We start from the raw sequence: 15,986 nt of genomic DNA, 5'->3' as shown, positions 1-15,986 counted from the left end.
TGACCGGGTGAGCGATGAAGCGGTCTCCCTGCGCCCGATAGCCGAAGCCGACCTCCCCGCCCTCGGCCGACTGGTCAACGACCCGGAAGCGACCGGCGAGTTCCAGTGGCACGGCTGGCGGGATCCCGAGCGGTTCCGGCGCCGCTGGGAGGAGCACGGGCTGCTCGGCGACGACCAGTGGATCTTCGCGGTCGTCCTCGGCGACGAGTTCTGCGGCTTCGTCGCCGCCGACCGGGTGGGCCTGCTGCCCACCATGCCGTACTGGAACATCGGGATCCAACTGGCCCCGCACGCACGTGGGCGCGGGATCGGGACACGGGCCCAACGCCTCCTGGTCGACTACCTGTTCGCCTGCACGCCGGTGATGCGCGTGGAGGCGGACACCGAGACCGGCAACCTCGCCGAGCAGCGCGCCCTGGAGAAGGTCGGCTTCACCCGCGAAGGCGTCCATCGCGCCATGACCTTCCGCGCCGGCGAATGGCGCGACTCCGTCGTGTACGGCCTGCTGCGCACCGATCCCAGGCCGTAGGCCCTGTCCCGGCGGGACGTCCCGCCGGCGGCGGCCGCGGGCCGGCGCGTCAGGCGCGCCCCGCCGCCGCCAGCAGGCGCGGCGGGAGATAGGGGGAGCGGACGTGCACGGCCCAGCCGCGACTGCGGCGGGCGTGGCAGGCGAGGGCGAGGATGCCCAGGTTGAGCGGGGCGCCGGTGTCGGTGGCGCGGTCGGCGACGCTGTGGTGGTCCCGGTGGGCTTCCAGGGCGTCCAGCAGGGCGAGGTTGAAGCTGGTCTCGTCGCCCTCGACGAGCTGGGAGAACAGCACGACCGGGGGCGGGAGGTAGCCCTGGTCCCGGATGCGCTCCGCCTCCTTCAGGGCCCGTTCGGTGGCCGGGAGCGGGTCGGCGCCGCGGAGGTGGTCGTGCAGGGCGGTGCGGTACGGGGCGAACGGGGTGCGGTCCTCGGCGGCGATCGTGGGGCCGGCCAGGAGGAGCGGTTCGAGGTCCTCGGGGTCGCCGGTGATCAGGGCGTAGGACAGGGCCGTCTCCCAGAACAGCGGGCCGAAGTCCTCGTCCCTGCAGGCGGGGAAGCGCAGCGTCCGGCCGTCGACCGTCACCTCGGCCTCGGTGCCCGGTTCGGCGAGGGCGGCCCGGAACGCCGCGGCTCCCAGCCGGGAGCCGAGCCGCAGGTTGGCGAGCTGGGCGTCGGTGGCGTCGGCGGACTGCGAGGCGCGTGCCGACAGGAGCCAGGTCTGGTACCGCAGGGCGCTGGTGAGGTCCCACGCGTCCAGCGGCCGGCCGTCCTTCGGCGTGAGGGCCTCCAGGGTGCGCCGCTCGAAGCGGGCCTCGCCGTCCGGGCCGAGGACGCGGGCGGGGCTCGGACGGTCGACGTCGACGGGCCCGGCGGCGAGCCGGGCCACGGCGTCGGCGCGCCGGCCGCGGCCCAGGCCGAGGACGCGCGGGCCGGGGCTCTCGAAGCCGGTGACCAGGGCGTGGGGGAGGTAGTCCGTGTCGACGGCCGGCAGCCAGCCGTACGTGCGGTACGCGAGCGCGGCGAGGGCGATCGGGACGAGCGGCAGGAGGCCGGCGGGCCGGGGGCCGTGCGGGACGTCCTGGAGCAGCGCGAGCAGCGCGGCGTCGAAGGCCCCGCGGTCCCCGTCGGTGAGGGCGCGCAGCGCGCGCAGGCCGGGCTGCGTGCCGGTGGGCGCGTCGAACCCCTCGAAGAAGTGGGCCGCGAAGCCGTCGACGAGTTCGAGGGCGGGGGTGAGCGGCTCGTCGGGCATCAGCTGCCGGGCCCAGCAGAAGGCCTCGCCGTGCGGGGAGACCCGGTCGGAGAGGATCGCGAGGCAGAACGCGTCGAGCCACTCCGTGGCGCCGACCCGGTGGCGGGGATCGCGTTCGAGCCCCTCCTCGCGCCGGTAGCTCATCCCGAAGTTCGGGTAGTCGAGGAAGACGTGGAACCCGTCGTGCGGGTAGTAGGCGGCGAAGGAGACGGCGCCCACTGCGGCCTCGGTGGCGTCCTTGAGGACGGCCTTGGCCTCGGGGGTGTCCAGGGCGGGCCGGGTGGTGGACAGGGCGCCGAGGTAGTCGAGGAAGGAGTCGGCGATCAGCTGCCACTCGGTGGTGGTCATCAGGTCGGCGCGCGCGTAGGAGTGGACCTGCCGCCCGATCCGGTTCACGAAGTCCTCGCCGGCCTGTGCCACCCGCGCCCCGTCCACCCGGTGACGTTCGATCCGCACGGTCCTGCCCCCTTGATCATCGACTGGGCCCCCAGCCTAGGCGGGGGGTCGGACAACCCGGGCCGCGGGGCCGCCGGGGCCGCGGGCGGGACCGTCGCCGGCCCGACCACCGGGGCCGCGGGCGGGACCGCCGCCGGCCCGGCCGTCGGGACACACCCGTGGCGGCGTGGCAAGGGAACGGGACCTGGCGAGTAGGAGGAAACCCGATCGTCCCTCAGGTGAACGTTCGTCACAAACGACAACTGCCCGGCCGGTGCGGGCCGTGACAGGCTTCCGGGCAGTGGCCGCCGGGGGGCGGCCACCGGCTCACCAGGGGCGACGTGGCCACAGCCGAGCTCGACCACGAGCAACCCGTTCGCATCAGGAGGACCACCGTGCGCGTCCTGTTCACCGCCCCCGGGGCGGTCGGCCACATCTTCCCCGTGATCCCCACCGCGCTGGCCCTGCGGGCGGCCGGCCACGACGTCCTGTTCGCCGGCCAGCGCCCGCTCGCGATCCTGCGCAACACCGGACTGCCCGTCGTCGAGGTCGGCGACGGCAGCCCGCTCAGGGAGGCCTTCGCCCGCGCCCTGCCGAAGGACGTCCGCTTCGCCGACGCGGAGCGGACGGAGGAGGAGACGCACGAGCTGAGCGCGCTCGGCTTCGCCGAGTTCGGCCGCTCGACCATCGACGGCCTGCTGGAGGTCGGGCGGCGCTGGCGGCCGGACGTCATCGTGCACGAGTCCTTCCAGGGCGCCGCCCCGCTGGTGGCCGCCAAGCTCGGCATACCCGCCGTGGCGCACAACTTCGGGGTGACCTCGGGCGGGGCGGCGGCCCGCCTGCGCCGCCTGCTCGCCGGCGACTACCGGGCGCACGGCGTCGAGCCGACCGCTCCCGCCGGCGTCGTGGACGTCGTGCCGGCCTCGCTCGGAGGGGACGGCGGGGGCTGGCGGGTGCGGTACGTGCCCTACAACGGCGGCGGGACGGTCCCCGCCGACCTGATCGGCCGCGGCGGCACGCCGCGGATCGCGGTGACGCTGGGCACGGTGTTCACCGAGTGGGAGGGCATCGCGCCCGTCTCCCGGCTGATCGAGCAGGCGGGGGCGCTCGACGCCGAGGTCCTGCTCGCCGTCGGCGACGAGGACCTCGCCCCGCTCGGCACGCTGCCCGCCAACGTCCGGCCGCTGCCCTGGGTGCCGCTGAGCCAGCTGCTCCAGGCCGTCGACGGCGTGGTCCACCACGGCGGCTCGGGCAGCATGATGACCGCCGCCGCGCTGGGCGTCCCCCAGCTGATCCTGCCCCAGGGCGCCGACAACTTCGCCAACGCCGCCGCCGCCCGGGCCGCCGGCTTCGCGCTGACCTCCGGCCTGGACACCGTCGACACCGACCTGCTGGAGCGGCTGGTCACGGACGACTCCCTGCGCAAGGCGGCCGCGGACGTGAAGGCGGAGATCGACGCCCTCCCGTCCCCCGCCGACCTCGTCGCGAACTTCGAAGCCCTGGGCTCCTCCGGGGCGGCCCGCAACGGCTGACGGCCGCTCCGCCCCGCCTGCGACCGCTGTCCGGCGGTCGCAGGCGGGGCGGAGCGGCCGGGGACCGGGCGGACGGGGACCGGCGGCCGGGGGAGAGGGGCCGGGGGAGGCCCGGGTCCCCGGCCGCCGAAGGCACCGGCCGCTGTGCGGACAATCGTTATATTTAGGGCGGAAAGGGCCCCGATCGTCGACGGGGCGTGGCCGATGCACGCGATCACCGACTGGCTGCGCGGCCTGTCCGGCCCGGTCGTGTACGCGGTCGTCGGTGCCATGGTCCTCACCGAGGACGCCCTGTTCTTCAGCTTCTTCATCCCCGGCGAGACCGCCGCCGTCCTCGGCGGCTTCCTCGCCCACCAGGGCCGGGTCTCCCTCGGCTGGATGGTCCTGGTGGTGGTCTGCGCGGCCGTCCTCGGCGACACCGCCGGCTACGAGATCGGCCGCCACCTCGGCCCGGCGATCCTGCGCACCCGCCCGCTGCGGCGCCACGCCGAGCGGGTCGCAACGGCGCAGGACCTGATCCGCCGGCGCGGGCCGGCCGCCGTGTTCGTCGGCCGCTTCGTCGCCTTCTTCCGCCCGCTGGCGCCCTCGCTGGCCGGGACGTCCCGGATGCCCTACCGCCGCTTCCTGCTCTACAACGCCCTCGGCGGACTCGCCTGGGGCGTCGGCTTCACCCTCCTCGGCTACTTCGCCGGAGCCGCCTACAGCAGGGTGGAGGGCACGGTCGGGCGGGTCGCCGCGATCGCCATCGCCGCGCTCGTCGCCGCCGCCCTGCTGGTCTGGTACGTCCGCCGCCACCGCGCGCGGCGGAGCGACCCCCCGAACGACGGCCACGGCGACGGCTCCGGCAACACCGACGCCGCCGGCAACACCGACGCCGACGCCTCCGACGCCTCCGACGCCTCCGACGCCGCCGACGCCTCCGACGGCTCCGACGGCTCCGACGGCTCCGACGCCTCGGACGCCTCCGACGGCGGAACCGGCGACACCACCGACACCGACGGCCGGAAGCACTGACCCCCCACCGGCCCCGCGTCCTGCGGCCCCCCGACGCGCCCGAACCCGGTTGACGTCGGGTCGGCCCGCTGACAGAGTGCTCCCGCCGCGAGATCGAACGCGTTCGAAACAGGGGGAAACCGCATGTCAGCCACCATCGGCGGGCGCCTGGCCGCCACGCTGGGCGCCACCGCCGTCGTCCTGATGACCGTGGGAGTGCCCACGGCCACGGCCGAGAGCGGGCAGTCGGCCGTGACCGACCCCAAGGCCGTCCCGAGCCCGGGCTCGGTCACCACCCGGGTGTCCACCGACGCCTGCGACGACACCACGACGCCGGGCTGGATCAGCACCACCGAGCCCACGCTCACCGCCCGCACCACCGCGCCCGGTGCGCGCTTCAAGGTGTGGGACGCGACCGGTGCCAAGGTCTTCGACCAGAGCGCGCGGACGGCCGCCGACGGCACCGTCCAGGTCCGGCCCACGGGCCTGGCCGAGGCGGCCGGCTACTCCTGGCAGGTCTGGCCCGACTACGGCCCGGGCGGCGGGAAGCCCACCGCGGCCTGCCACTTCGGCGTCGACGCCACCGCCCCGCAGTTCACCGTCGAGTCCACCGACTTCCCGGCGTCCGACAGCGGGGCGACCCCGCTCAAGTACGCCGGCCAGAGCGGCACCTTCACCGTCAAGGGCACCGACCAGGGCTCGGGCGTGGCCTGCTACCAGTACGTCCTGAACGGCACGCCGAGCGTCGGCTCGCCGTGCCAGGGCGGGGGCACCGTGGTGGCCGGGGCCGACGGCAGCGCGACGTTCCGGCTGAAGCCCGCCCAGTGGGGCACCAACGTCCTCACCGTGCAGGCCGTCGACAACGCGGGCAACACCACCGCGCCGGTCACCTACACCTTCTACGCGCCCTCGAACCCGAACCCGCCCGTCGCCCCGGGCGACGTCAACGGCGACGGCGTTCCGGACATCCTGCTGCCCGACACGGCCGGCAACCTCCAGATCATCAGCGCGGACGCCACCACCACCGCGCCGACCTCGACCGTCGCCGCCGTCCGCGCCCCAGGCGGCGCGGGGTGGAACGGCGTGCAACTGCTGCACCGCGGCTGGGACCGGTCGCACGCGCCCGTGGACGACCTGATGGCCCACCGGCCGGGCGACGCGTCCATCTCCCTCTACCGCAACTTCGACATGGGCGCCTTCGCCCGCGGCGTGATCTCCTTCGGGCGGGACGTGAACCCGTTCGACCCGCCGGCCGTCCCGGAGGGCTTCACCCCCGGCTGGTCGAAGGCCACCCAGCTGGTGCCCCTGGGCGCGCTCGGAACGGACCAGCGGACCTCGATCCTCACGGTCGAGGACGGCGACCTCTGGCTCTCCACCGACCCCGGCTTCCTGTACGGCTACCAGACGTTCGTGAGGATCTCCACCACGGGCGCCTGGGCCGGGTACGACCTGATCGCCCCGGGCAAGGCGGCCGACGGCACGCTCGCCCTCTGGTCGCGCGACCGCGCCACCGGCGAACTGCGGACGCACCCGATCGCCAAGGGCGCCGACGGCCGGTACGACGTCACCGCGCTGGCCGACCCGACGACGGGCACCGTGATCGGCGACTTCCCGGTCGCCGCGTACCCGACGCTCGGCAGCTCGGGCGACGGCGACGGCGACGGGCAACCCGACCTGTACGCCGTCACCGCCGACCGGCACCTGCTGACCTTCAACGGCACCACCGCCCCGAAGGACCTCGGCACCCTGCGCTGACCCCGGCTCCCGGCGACCGAGGGCCCGTCCCACCGGGCGGGCCCTCGGCCGCACGGGTGCCGTTCCCCGGGGACGAGCCCGCGCCGCGCACCCGCCAGGACCGGACGGAGCCGGAGCAGGACCGGTGGAGCCGGCGGGCCGTCAGGCGAAGCGGGAGCTGCGCACCGGGCCCGCGGAGCGGATGCGGTCGCGCGGCCCCGCGGCGGGCCAGCCGGCCGTGTCGGCCGCGCGGGCGGCGAAGGTCGCGAGGGTGTCGTCCGGGTCGGGCGGGGTCAGGCCGTCGCCCTCCGGGGCGGTCGGGTCGGCGGCCAGGATCGCCTCGGCGAGTTCCTCGGCCGAGCGCTCGTCGGGCGCGGCCTCCTGGGGCTCGCCGTCCTCGCCGAACTGCAGGTGGGGGTCCCACGGGGCGTTCACGATCTGCCCCAGCAGGGTCGAGACGTCGGCCGTCACGGCCGGTGTGTCGGTCCAGCAGGTGGCGTGCTCGAACAGCAGCTGGCCCTCGGCCCGTTCGCGCAGCCGCGCCACCACGGCGGGATCGCACGCGTTCAGGTCGTACGCGACCACCAGCACGTCCGACGCCTCCGACGCCTCCGACGCCTCCGGCCGGTACGGCGCCGCCGGCACGCCGAACAGCCGCGCCGCCGCCAGGCCGAGCGCCCGGCTGCCCCGGTCGGGCAGCAGGGCGACCGAGGCGGGCTTGCGGCCGGTGGCGGCCAGCACGGCGCGCAGCCGCTCCAGGCCGTACCGGCAGTGCTCGAAGTCGTCCTGCAGGTAGGCCCAGCGGCCCGTCATGCCCTGGTCGAACCCGTGCGGGGAGAGGGTGGTGAGCAGGCCGCCGGTGAGCACGTAGTGCCAGCCGCGCAGGTCCCGGTCGTCGGCCGGCGGCAGGGCCGCGGCCCGCTCCAGCATCCGCCCGACCCGCCGGGCCGGGCCGACCCAGACGCCCTCGGGGGCCGACAGCGCCTCGTACACCTCCCGGGCCAGGGAGATCCGGCCGGCCATCAGCGCGTTGTAGACCGTCAGGTACCGGCCAGGCCAGTCGTCGAGCCGGGCGTCGTGCTCGCGCAGCACGGCCAGTGCCTCCTCGTGCCGCTCGCAGCCCTCCAGCGCGGAGACCAGCTCCAGCAGCACCTGACGCGGATCGAGCCCCCGGGCGGCCTGCGGCTCGGGCTTGCGGCGGAACAGGCCGGTGCGCGCCGGGGCGGCGGGCGGCGCCTGGACCAGGCGCAGCGCCTCCCGCAGCGCGGGGACGGCCACCGCGTCGATGCCGCGCTCGACGCAGGCGTAGCCGTAGGCGTAGAGCCGCTCGGCCTGCCCGGGCGCGGCCGCCAGTGCTGTCGAAGCCTCCGCCAGGTCCTCGAAACCGGCGCCTTCGGCCAGCCTGGCCACCAGCGGCGCGACGTCGGCGGGCGGGAGCCGGTCCGCGGCGGCGCGCAGCACCCGCATCGATCCCTGCGGGTCGCCGGACTCGTAGAGCTCCCGGGCTTCGGACAGTTCGGTGGCCATGTGTCTCCGGTGGGTCGGGGGATGTCAGAACGCGAGGATGATCCTCGACCGACCGCCGGCCGGGCAACCGGGTTTTCCACCGGCGGCCCGGGCGGAGGAGCCCGTGGCCTGCCGCCGCTACAACTGCCTTCGCTGCGACCGCGGTTCGGCGGACCGTTCCGCGCCGGCGGATCCCGGGCCGCGCCGGAACTCCCTTGGCAGGGCACCGTGTTCGGCGTCCTGCGCGGCGAAGCCCCGGGCCGGGGCGAAGACCGGCCGGATGACCGCCGTCCGCCCGCCGAGCTCGGCCCCGAGCAACTGCCCGGGGCCGAGCAGGGGGTTGCGCCAGGCCGTGAAAGGGGTCGCCCTGCGCATGGCTGCCGAACCTCGCTGTCGTACAAGGGGGGAGGGAGTCGTCCGAGGGACGGCGCCGGAACCGCCGCGACGCTACCAGCCGGGCGGGCGGGGCCGTGGCCCGGTGGCGGTCAGTCGCGGTCCGCGGTGAACGGCCCCTCGTCGACGAAGCGGCGCAGGTGGCGGGCGAAGTCCCGGGCGTCGGCCTCGGGCCAGGCGGCGAGCGAGTCCTCGATGGCGTCCGCCAGCCGCTGCCGGGTGGCGGCCACGGCGGCGTGGCCGTCGTCGGTGAGGGCGAGGAGGGTGGCGCGGCCGTCGGCCGGGTCGGGCTGGCGCCGCAGCAGGCCGCCCTGTTCGAGGCGGTCGGCGCGGCGGGTGACGGTGGTGCGGTCGAGCCCGATCTCGCGGCCGAGGTCGGCGGCGCTGACGGGGCCGGTGCGGGCGAGGCCGCTGAGGACCGGGTAGGTGAGGTCGTCGACCGCCTCGGCCAGGCCCTCGGTCAGGCGGGCGTAGATGCGGGCGCGGGTGCTGCGCCGCAGGAGCAGTCCGAGGGCGTAGGCGATGTCGTGGCCGGTCGTGTTCGTCATGCCCGAAGTTTAGCGTGCTTGAAGCACGCTTTCTCTGCTACGGTCATTAGCGTGCTCGAAGCACGCATCTCCCGCACCGGTCGTGCGGGACTCCGTCATCACACCCGAGGAACTCCCATGACCCACACCGACGTCCGCGCCGCCCTGACCGACCTGCTCCTCACCCCGGGCCTGTCCCTGGACGAGGCCGCGGACCGGCACTTCGCCCCCGACTACCGCCAGCGCACCGACGGCGACTGGGCCGACCGCACCGAGTTCCTGGAGCACATCGCCCACCTGCGCACCGTCGTCGCCGGCGGCTCGGTCGAGGTCCACGACGAGCTCGCCGGCGGCGACCGGTACGCCGACCGCCACACCATGGAGATCGTCAAGACCGACGGCTCCACCGTCCGCATGGAGGTCTACCTCTTCGGCGAGTTCGCCCCCGACGGCCGCTTCCGCCGCATCGAGGAGACCACCCTCCTGCTCGCGGGCGCCGACGCCGACCGGAACCTCGGCAGCGCCCGCAGCTGACCGGCGCCGGCAAGGAACCCCGGCCCGGCCGCGGCTCCCTCGCGGGGCTGCGGCCGGGCCGGGCGGGCCCTGCGGGGGTGACCGCGGGGGGAGCCTTGGCGGACGGTCGGATTTCGGCCACGCGCTCGTCCCCGTTCGGCGAGGGCGGTGCAGGCTGCGGGGTGGGTCGAGGTCGACGGCGAACGCGCCGGAGCGCACCAGGGCCGGACCGTTCCGGAAGGTGTGTGGTGGGTGTGGCCCCTCTGTGGTCCGACCGTGCCGGGGTCGGGTGGGTTCGGTGGGGACTCCCGCCCCAAACGTTCCGTGGCCGAAATGTGCCCGTCCAGTGATCTTGGCTGGTTATCGTCCCCGCTCAGGATCTGGCGATGGGCCAGGCCCCGCTGCGGGGCGGCCACGGTGTCGCGCCGCGCCCCCGTGTACTCCCTGGATCAGGCTCCCATGCGTCTCTCTCCCGCCGTCAGACTGCTCTCCACCCTCACCCTGCCGCTCGCCCTGACGGCCTGTGGGCCCACCTCCGCCAAGTCCGCGGCCCCGGCCGCCCCTTCCGCGGCGGCCGACTCCTCGCCCGCCGCGACGACGACCGCCGCCCCCTCGCCGACCGCGACGAAGGCTGCGGGCCCGAACGCCGGCCTGCTGACGGGTGCCCAGCTGAAGGCCCTGCTGGCGCCCGCCTCCTTCTTCCCGTCCGGCTTCGACCTCGACGCGGCCGGCTCGCGCGACACCGGCGACACCTACGTCCAGCCGACCGTCGCCGACGTGCCCACGCCGGACTGCACCCGACTGAGCGGCACGTCCTGGACCGGCATCACCGGGATCACCGGTGTGTCGTTCGCCCAGAACGACTACGTCGACAAGAACGCCTCCGCGGAGATCGCCCAGGAGATCGACGTCTACCAGGGCACCACCGCGCAGACGGTGATGGGCGCACTGGGCAAGCTCGCCCAGGCCTGCCCGTCCTTCGCCGACGCCCAGACCAGCAGCAAGACCAAGGTCACCGAGGCGCCCCTGGCCGGCCTGGGGGACGAGGCGTACGCCATCACGGTGACCGACCCGGCCTGGCAGAACGGCGACACGCTGATCGCGGCCCGGGTCGGCACCTCCGTGGTCACCGTGCTCGCCAACGACGGCGGCGACAACGGCGCGGCCACCGCCAAGAAGCTGAGCGGCCGGCTCGTCTCCGGGCTCAAGGCCAAGGCCTGACCCACGGAACCCGCCCGCGGGCGCCGTCGGCCGTCCGTGGCCGGCGGGCGGCCGACGGGCGACCGGCCCCACGCGGCACGAGGCCAACGCGGCACGAGGCCCCACCGAGCTCGGTGGGGCCTCGTGCCATGTTCGGGTCGGGGTGCCGGGGTGCCGGGGTGTCGGGGTGCGGGCGCCGCGGGGTCGGTGCCGGGGTCAGGGGCGGGCGGCGTCGATCTTGCCCTGCAGGGCGGTGAGCAGGTCCTTGAGGATGCCGATGGTGCCCTCGTCGATCAGGTCGCCCCGGTCGTCGAAGCGCTCGTGCGAGCGGAAGGCGACCAGCTCGGGCTTGACCACCACGTCGCTGTCGGTCCAGACGAAGACCTGGCGCAGCGCCAGCTGGGCCCGGACGGAGCCGAAGTTGGTGGGCGCGGCGCCCATGATCGCGGTGGGCTTGCGGTGCAGCGGCAGGCCCTCGGTCTTGCTCCAGTCGGTGCTCAGCCAGTCCAGGGCGTTCTTCAGCACGCCGGGGATCGAGTAGTTGAACTCGGGGGTGGCGATCAGCAGGCCGTCCGCCTCGGAGACCTTGCGGCGCAGCTCCTCGACGACGGCCGGCCGCACGCCCGGGTGGTCCAGGTCGTAGTCGTAGGGCGGGATGTCGCGCAGGCCGTCGTAGATCTCGATCTCCATGCCGGCCGGGTTGAACGTCCGGGCGGCGCGCAGGAGCGCGGTGTTGTGCGAGTCGGCGCGCAGCGAGCCGGAGATGGCGAAGACCTTGGACGCGCTCATGTCGGTGCTCCTTGCGGTGGTGGGTGCGGGTTTCTGGCTGCCTGGGGTCGGCGGGTCCGGCGGGTGTGGCGCGGGCCTCATGGGGGAGGGGCACGGGCGACGTGCCGGCCGGCCGTTCCGACGCCGAAAATCTAAACGGTTCAGTTCAATGCGTCAACCAGACAGTTCAGTCTTGACTCTGAACTGAGTCGTGTAGTTCAGTTTTCGGCATGACGACGACTCAGCTCGCCGCGGCCCAGGCCGCCCCCCTCCGCTCGACCACCACCGTCATCGACCCCGTGCACACCTTCGAGGGCGCCGGCTTCCCCGTCCGCCGCCCGTTCCCGGTGGCCGAACTCCCGATGCTCGACCCGTTCCTGATGGTCGACCAGACGGGTCCGCTGCTGCTCGCCCCCGGTGAGGCCAAGGGCGCCCCCTCGCACCCGCACCGGGGATTCGAGGCGGTCTCCTACCTCATCGAGGGCGCGATGGACTGGGCCGACTCCACCGGCCGGCGCGGCACCAGCGTGGCCGGGGAGGTCGAGTGGCTCACCGCCGGCGCCGGCATCGTCCACTCCAACGAGCCGACCGCGGAACTGCTCGCCCACGGCGGCCGCCAGCACCTCCTCCAGATCTGGGTGAACCTGCCCGCCCGGCTGAAGGATCTCCCGGCCCGCAGCCAGAACCAGGGGCCCGACACCATTCCGGTGGTGCCCACCGGGGACGGCAGCCGGGTCAAGGTCATCGCGGGCCGCAGCCACGGCGTGGCCGGCCCCTTCGAGACGCACCTGCCGATCCTGCTCGCGCACGCCGTGCTGGCCGCCGGCGGACGGACCGAATTCACCGTGCCGGCCGGCCACAACGCCGCCGTCTACGTGCTCTCCGGCGCCGCCGAACTGCCCGACGCGTCGCTGGCGGACGGCCAGCTCGCGGTGCTGGCGCACGACGGGGAGCGGATCGCCGTCGCCGCGCCGGACGGTCCGGCCGAGGTCCTGGTCCTGGCCGGCGAGCCGATCGGCGAGCCGGTGGCCCGCGGCGGCCCGTTCGTGATGAACACCGCGGCCGAACTGCGGCAGGCCCAACTCGACTTCGCGAACGGAAAGTTCGGGAGCATCCCGGAATGAGTCCGGAAGCGCTGAACACGGCGGCACGGGCGGCCGCGCCCCGGGCGCAGACGCCGACAGCGGACACCGGCCGGGGCGCACGGGGGTCGCTCCGGACCGGTCTCCTGCTCGCGGCGGTCGCCGCCCCCGGCGCGGCCGGACTCTCCAGTCCCAGCCTCGTCCTGCCCGCCATCGCGCGGGAGCTGCACACCGGCCCCGGCCCCGCGACCTGGCTGATGAGCGGCTACGGGCTCGGCATGATGCTCGGCACTCCGCTGCTCACCGGCACCGCCGGGCGGCGCGGCCCCCGGGCGCTGCTGATCGCCTCCGCGGGGGCGCTGCTGCTCGGCGTCCTGGTCGCACTCGCCGCCGGGACGGCCCTCGGCCCGCTGGTCGCCGGGCGCGTGCTCCTGGCGGTCGGTGCGGCCGGATTCAACGTGGCCGCCTTCCAATTGGCCGCGCGCCAACCCGACGGACGCGCCTCGGGGGTCGTCGCGATCGGCAGCGCGGCGGGCGGCACCGCCGGGCTGTTCGTCGGCGCGGCGGTGGCGGCCGCGCTGGACTGGCGGGCCTGCCTGGTGCTGCCGGTGCTGACCCTGGCGGTGCTGCCGGCCGCCCTGCGCGGGTGCGCCGGAGCGGCCGCGGGCCCGGGGGGCGGCTTTGAACCGGCGCCGGCGCGGGGCGCGGGGGCGAGGACGGCGCACCGCTCGTTCCTCGGCCTGGACGTCCTGGCGGTGCCCCGCTTCCGGGCCGTCGCGGCGGTGATGCTGATCCTGGCGACCGTCAACTTCGGCCTGGTCTACGGCGCCCCGCGGCGGGTCGCCGCGCTGACCGGCTGGAGCGCCGTCCAGACCGGCGCCGTCGGCTCGCTCGCCACCCTGAGCGGCGCACTGCTCTCCTGGGCACTGGTGCGCGCCGCGCCCCGGCTGGGCCCGCGGCGCACCACCGGCCTGCTGCTCGGCGTCTCCTTCGCCGCCCTGGCGCTCGCCGCGCTCGGCCCCTGGGCGCCGCTGGTGCTGCTGGGCGCCGGGGCCGGCGCCTGCGTCAACGCCGGCGGCCAGGGCGTCCTGACCGGCGCCGCGGCCGAGGCCGTGGCGCCGCACCGACGGGCGGAGGCGATCGGGCTGTTCAACCTGGTGTTCCTGCTCGGCGCGGCGCTCGGCCCGCAGCTGGCGGCGTCCGGCGGGCGGATCGCCGGGCTGGGCCCGTACCTCGCCTCGCTGCTGCGCTGACCCGGGCCCGGCACGCTGACCGGCCCGGACGGCGGACGCGCCCACCGCGCCGTGTACCAACCGAACCGTTCAGTTTTCTATACTGGCCCGTACCGTCTCCCCCGAGCACGAGCACCCAGCACCCCCGAGGAGCACCCGATGGCCGCCGAAAGCCCCCAGCCGACCGACGAGTTCGGCATCCCGATCATCCCGGGGCCCACCGACGCCGCCCAGCGGCGCCGGCAGGCGATCATCGACGCCGCGCTCGCCGAGTTCCTCAAGGAGGGCTACTCGGCCGCCTCGATGGACGCCATCACCACCCGCTCCGGCGTCTCCAAGGCGACCATCTACAAGCACTTCGGGAGCAAGGAACGGCTCTTCCTCGCGGTGATCGGCGGCATCCTGCCCACCACCTACGAGGACCTCAAGCCGTGGAACTCCACCATCGCCGAGGCCGAGGACCTGCGCTCCGCGCTGATCACCCTCACCCTCGACTGGACCCGCATCCTGCTGCGCCCCGACATCATGTCGCTGCGCCGCCTGGTGATCGGCGAGATCGACCGCTTCCCCCAGCTGGGCCAGCTCTGGTACCGGGTCAGCTACGACATGAACAACGGCCCGCTGATCGAGGCCTTCACCGAACTGGACCGCCGCGGCGTGCTCGCCGTGGAGGACCCGGCGCTGGCCGTGCAGCAGCTGGTCGCCTGCACGGTCGGCGTGCCGCAGCTGATCCGCACGTTCGGCCCGGACACCGAACTGGACGAGGCCGGGCTGCACCGGATGATCAGCTCCGGGGTCGACCTGTTCCTGGCGCGGTACGCCCGGGAGCACTGACCGAGGCGGCGACGGCGCCGGGGGCCGCGGCGACGGCGGGCCCGGCCGCCGGGCCCGCCGTCCCGTCCGCAGCAGCGGGCGCCGCTCCCGCGGCCGGACCGGCGTCCCGCCCGCGACGGCGCCGCCGCAGCCCCGCCACCAGCAGCAGCGCCGCCGTCCACGCTCCGGTGCAGAGCACCTGGGGGCGGCTGCCCGGATCCACCACCATGAACACCAGCACCCCGGCCATCGCCGTCAACGCCAGGTAACCCGGGTACGGCGCGCCCCGCATCGGGGCCTCCCCCCGCCCTTCGCGCCGGTGCCGGCCGGCCAGCCGCAGGTGGGAGGCGACGATCAGGATCCAGACCACCAGGATCGCCGTCCCGATCGAGTTCAGCAGGAACGGGAAGACGGTCCGCGGCCACAGCAGGCTGAGCACCACCGACGCGAAGCCGAACGCCGCCGAGGCGAGCACGGCACGGCCGGTGCCCACACCGCCCCGGCCGCCCCGGGTCAGCAGGCGGGGGGCGTCACCGCGGGCGGCGAGGGCGTGCAGCATCCGCGAGGAGCCGTAGATGTTGGCGTTCATCGCCGACAGCAGGGCCACCAGCACGACGGCGTTCATCAGCTGCGCCGCGCCCGGCACCCCGATCCGGCCGATCGCCGCCGCGTACGGGCCGCCGGCGACCGCCGGATCGTCCCACGGCACCACGGCGACGATCACCGCCATCGAGCCGATGTAGAACACCGCCACCCGCCACAGCACCGTGCGCACCGCCCGGCGCACCGCGGCCACCGGGTCCTCGCACTCGGCGGCGGCGAGGGTCACCGTCTCCAGCCCGCCGTACGCGAAGACCGCCGCGACGGTGCCCACCGCCACCCCGTGCCAGCCGTGCGGCAGCAGGCCGCCGTGCGCGGTCAGGTTCTCCACCGCCGGCGTGCGGCCGGCGAACACGACGGCGGCGCCGAGCAGGATGAACGCGCAGATCGAGGCGGCCTTCACCCCGGCGAACCAGAACTCCAGCTCGCCGAAGTGCCGCACGCCCGCCAGGTTCGTCCCGGTGAACACGGCCATGAACACGGCCACCCACACCCAGGCCGGTACCTGCGGCAGCCACCCCGCCACGATCCGGGAGGCCCCGATCGCCTCCGCGGCCACGCTCACCACCAGCAGCGCCCAGTACATCCAGCCGGACAGCAGCCCGGCCCACGGCCCCCAGGCCCGGGTGGCGTGCGCCGAGAACGACCCGGAGCCGGGGTGCGCGGCGGACATCTCGCCGAGCATCCGCATGACCAGCACCGTGAGCACCCCGGCCACCACGTACGACACCACGATCCCCGGCCCCGCCGCGGCGATCCCGACGCCGGAGCCGACGAACAGCCCGGCTCCGATCGCCCCGCCCAGCGCGATCATGGCGATGTGTCGCTGTCTCAACCCACGACCGACCGACCGGTCCTCGGACATCACGGCTCCCCCCGTTGT

At 75.2% G+C, this 15,986-nt stretch carries 15 protein-coding genes; 9 read left to right on the top strand and 6 right to left on the bottom strand.

The annotated features are described in order from the left end of the window. Nucleotides 1-7 precede the first annotated feature (7 nt). Nucleotides 8-529, top strand: a complete 522-nt coding sequence (locus ACZ6Y7_RS33445; RefSeq protein ID WP_465761704.1) for a GNAT family N-acetyltransferase — start codon at nt 8-10, stop codon at nt 527-529. 49 nt (nt 530-578) lie between these two features. Here ACZ6Y7_RS33445 and ACZ6Y7_RS33440 read toward each other — a convergent pair whose 3' ends face one another. After that, nucleotides 579-2,231 carry an immunity 49 family protein gene (locus tag ACZ6Y7_RS33440; RefSeq protein ID WP_465761703.1) on the bottom strand — a complete coding sequence of 551 codons (1,653 nt, stop codon included), beginning with the start codon at nt 2,229-2,231 and terminating at the stop codon, nt 579-581. A gap of 320 nt (nt 2,232-2,551) precedes the next feature. Between ACZ6Y7_RS33440 and ACZ6Y7_RS33435 the strand changes: the two genes are divergently transcribed. The 3 genes from ACZ6Y7_RS33435 (at nt 2,552) to ACZ6Y7_RS33425 (ending at nt 6,490) form a co-directional block, all read left to right on the top strand. Further along, the gene (locus ACZ6Y7_RS33435) at nt 2,552-3,742 is read left to right on the top strand and encodes a glycosyltransferase (protein WP_465761702.1); all 1,191 of its coding nucleotides are present in this window, start codon (nt 2,552-2,554) and stop codon (nt 3,740-3,742) included. A gap of 204 nt (nt 3,743-3,946) precedes the next feature. Next, on the top strand, nt 3,947-4,756 hold the full coding sequence (locus ACZ6Y7_RS33430; protein WP_465761701.1) for a DedA family protein: 810 nt from the start codon (nt 3,947-3,949) through the stop codon (nt 4,754-4,756). Between the two features lie 123 nt (nt 4,757-4,879). After that, nucleotides 4,880-6,490 (top strand): hypothetical protein, encoded by a 1,611-nt coding sequence (locus ACZ6Y7_RS33425; RefSeq protein ID WP_465761700.1) that lies wholly within the window; start codon nt 4,880-4,882, stop codon nt 6,488-6,490. A 141-nt stretch (nt 6,491-6,631) separates the two neighbouring features. Here ACZ6Y7_RS33425 and ACZ6Y7_RS33420 read toward each other — a convergent pair whose 3' ends face one another. The 3 genes from ACZ6Y7_RS33420 to ACZ6Y7_RS33410 form a co-directional block, all read right to left on the bottom strand. Continuing rightward, on the bottom strand, nt 6,632-7,996 hold the full coding sequence (locus ACZ6Y7_RS33420) for a hypothetical protein (RefSeq protein WP_465761699.1): 1,365 nt from the start codon (nt 7,994-7,996) through the stop codon (nt 6,632-6,634). 117 nt (nt 7,997-8,113) lie between these two features. Next, a complete protein-coding gene (locus ACZ6Y7_RS33415; protein WP_465761698.1) occupies nt 8,114-8,350 on the bottom strand; it encodes a hypothetical protein in 237 nt (78 codons plus the stop codon). 110 nt (nt 8,351-8,460) lie between these two features. Beyond that, complete coding sequence (locus ACZ6Y7_RS33410; protein WP_465761697.1) at nt 8,461-8,916, bottom strand: MarR family winged helix-turn-helix transcriptional regulator; 456 nt, start codon at nt 8,914-8,916, stop codon at nt 8,461-8,463. Nucleotides 8,917-9,033: 117 nt separating this feature from the next. Between ACZ6Y7_RS33410 and ACZ6Y7_RS33405 the strand changes: the two genes are divergently transcribed. Both ACZ6Y7_RS33405 and ACZ6Y7_RS33400 read left to right on the top strand, forming a co-directional pair. Beyond that, nucleotides 9,034-9,429, top strand: coding sequence for a nuclear transport factor 2 family protein (locus ACZ6Y7_RS33405; RefSeq protein ID WP_465761696.1), 396 nt, complete (start codon nt 9,034-9,036; stop codon nt 9,427-9,429). A gap of 438 nt (nt 9,430-9,867) precedes the next feature. Then, entirely contained in the window at nt 9,868-10,629 is a 762-nt protein-coding gene (locus tag ACZ6Y7_RS33400; protein WP_465761695.1) for a hypothetical protein, read from the top strand. A 195-nt stretch (nt 10,630-10,824) separates the two neighbouring features. Here ACZ6Y7_RS33400 and ACZ6Y7_RS33395 read toward each other — a convergent pair whose 3' ends face one another. Beyond that, on the bottom strand, nt 10,825-11,397 hold the full coding sequence (locus ACZ6Y7_RS33395; protein ID WP_465761694.1) for an NADPH-dependent FMN reductase: 573 nt from the start codon (nt 11,395-11,397) through the stop codon (nt 10,825-10,827). 209 nt (nt 11,398-11,606) lie between these two features. Here ACZ6Y7_RS33395 and ACZ6Y7_RS33390 point away from each other — a divergent pair, with 209 nt between their 5' ends. From ACZ6Y7_RS33390 to ACZ6Y7_RS33380, 3 genes are all read left to right on the top strand, one after another. Next, the gene (locus tag ACZ6Y7_RS33390) at nt 11,607-12,500 is read left to right on the top strand and encodes a pirin family protein (protein ID WP_465761693.1); all 894 of its coding nucleotides are present in this window, start codon (nt 11,607-11,609) and stop codon (nt 12,498-12,500) included. Further along, the gene (locus ACZ6Y7_RS33385) at nt 12,497-13,711 is read left to right on the top strand and encodes an MFS transporter (RefSeq protein ID WP_465761692.1); all 1,215 of its coding nucleotides are present in this window, start codon (nt 12,497-12,499) and stop codon (nt 13,709-13,711) included. Before ACZ6Y7_RS33390 ends, ACZ6Y7_RS33385 begins: the two co-directional genes overlap by 4 nt. A gap of 138 nt (nt 13,712-13,849) precedes the next feature. Further along, nucleotides 13,850-14,524, top strand: coding sequence for a TetR/AcrR family transcriptional regulator (locus ACZ6Y7_RS33380; RefSeq protein WP_465761691.1), 675 nt, complete (start codon nt 13,850-13,852; stop codon nt 14,522-14,524). Here the strand turns inward: ACZ6Y7_RS33380 and ACZ6Y7_RS33375 are convergent. Then, nucleotides 14,475-15,968 (bottom strand): amino acid permease, encoded by a 1,494-nt coding sequence (locus ACZ6Y7_RS33375; protein WP_465761690.1) that lies wholly within the window; start codon nt 15,966-15,968, stop codon nt 14,475-14,477. The genes ACZ6Y7_RS33380 and ACZ6Y7_RS33375 overlap by 50 nt on opposite strands. Between the last annotated feature and the right edge of the window lie 18 nt (nt 15,969-15,986).

It is taken from the genome of Kitasatospora sp. NPDC053308 (assembly GCF_055585785.1).
Note: the sequence above shows the minus strand (reverse complement) of the source record. Positions and strands in the feature narration are given on the sequence as shown.

Coding starts and splice junctions, on each gene's coding strand:
- ACZ6Y7_RS33430 (WP_465761701.1), top strand. CDS start 3,947: ATGCACGCGATCACCGACTGGCTGCGCGGCCTGTCCGGCCCGGTCGTG.
- ACZ6Y7_RS33425 (WP_465761700.1), top strand. CDS start 4,880: ATGTCAGCCACCATCGGCGGGCGCCTGGCCGCCACGCTGGGCGCCACC.
- ACZ6Y7_RS33420 (WP_465761699.1), bottom strand. CDS start 7,996: ATGGCCACCGAACTGTCCGAAGCCCGGGAGCTCTACGAGTCCGGCGAC.
- ACZ6Y7_RS33415 (WP_465761698.1), bottom strand. CDS start 8,350: ATGCGCAGGGCGACCCCTTTCACGGCCTGGCGCAACCCCCTGCTCGGC.
- ACZ6Y7_RS33410 (WP_465761697.1), bottom strand. CDS start 8,916: ATGACGAACACGACCGGCCACGACATCGCCTACGCCCTCGGACTGCTC.
- ACZ6Y7_RS33405 (WP_465761696.1), top strand. CDS start 9,034: ATGACCCACACCGACGTCCGCGCCGCCCTGACCGACCTGCTCCTCACC.
- ACZ6Y7_RS33400 (WP_465761695.1), top strand. CDS start 9,868: ATGCGTCTCTCTCCCGCCGTCAGACTGCTCTCCACCCTCACCCTGCCG.
- ACZ6Y7_RS33395 (WP_465761694.1), bottom strand. CDS start 11,397: ATGAGCGCGTCCAAGGTCTTCGCCATCTCCGGCTCGCTGCGCGCCGAC.
- ACZ6Y7_RS33390 (WP_465761693.1), top strand. CDS start 11,607: ATGACGACGACTCAGCTCGCCGCGGCCCAGGCCGCCCCCCTCCGCTCG.
- ACZ6Y7_RS33385 (WP_465761692.1), top strand. CDS start 12,497: ATGAGTCCGGAAGCGCTGAACACGGCGGCACGGGCGGCCGCGCCCCGG.
- ACZ6Y7_RS33380 (WP_465761691.1), top strand. CDS start 13,850: ATGGCCGCCGAAAGCCCCCAGCCGACCGACGAGTTCGGCATCCCGATC.
- ACZ6Y7_RS33375 (WP_465761690.1), bottom strand. CDS start 15,968: ATGTCCGAGGACCGGTCGGTCGGTCGTGGGTTGAGACAGCGACACATC.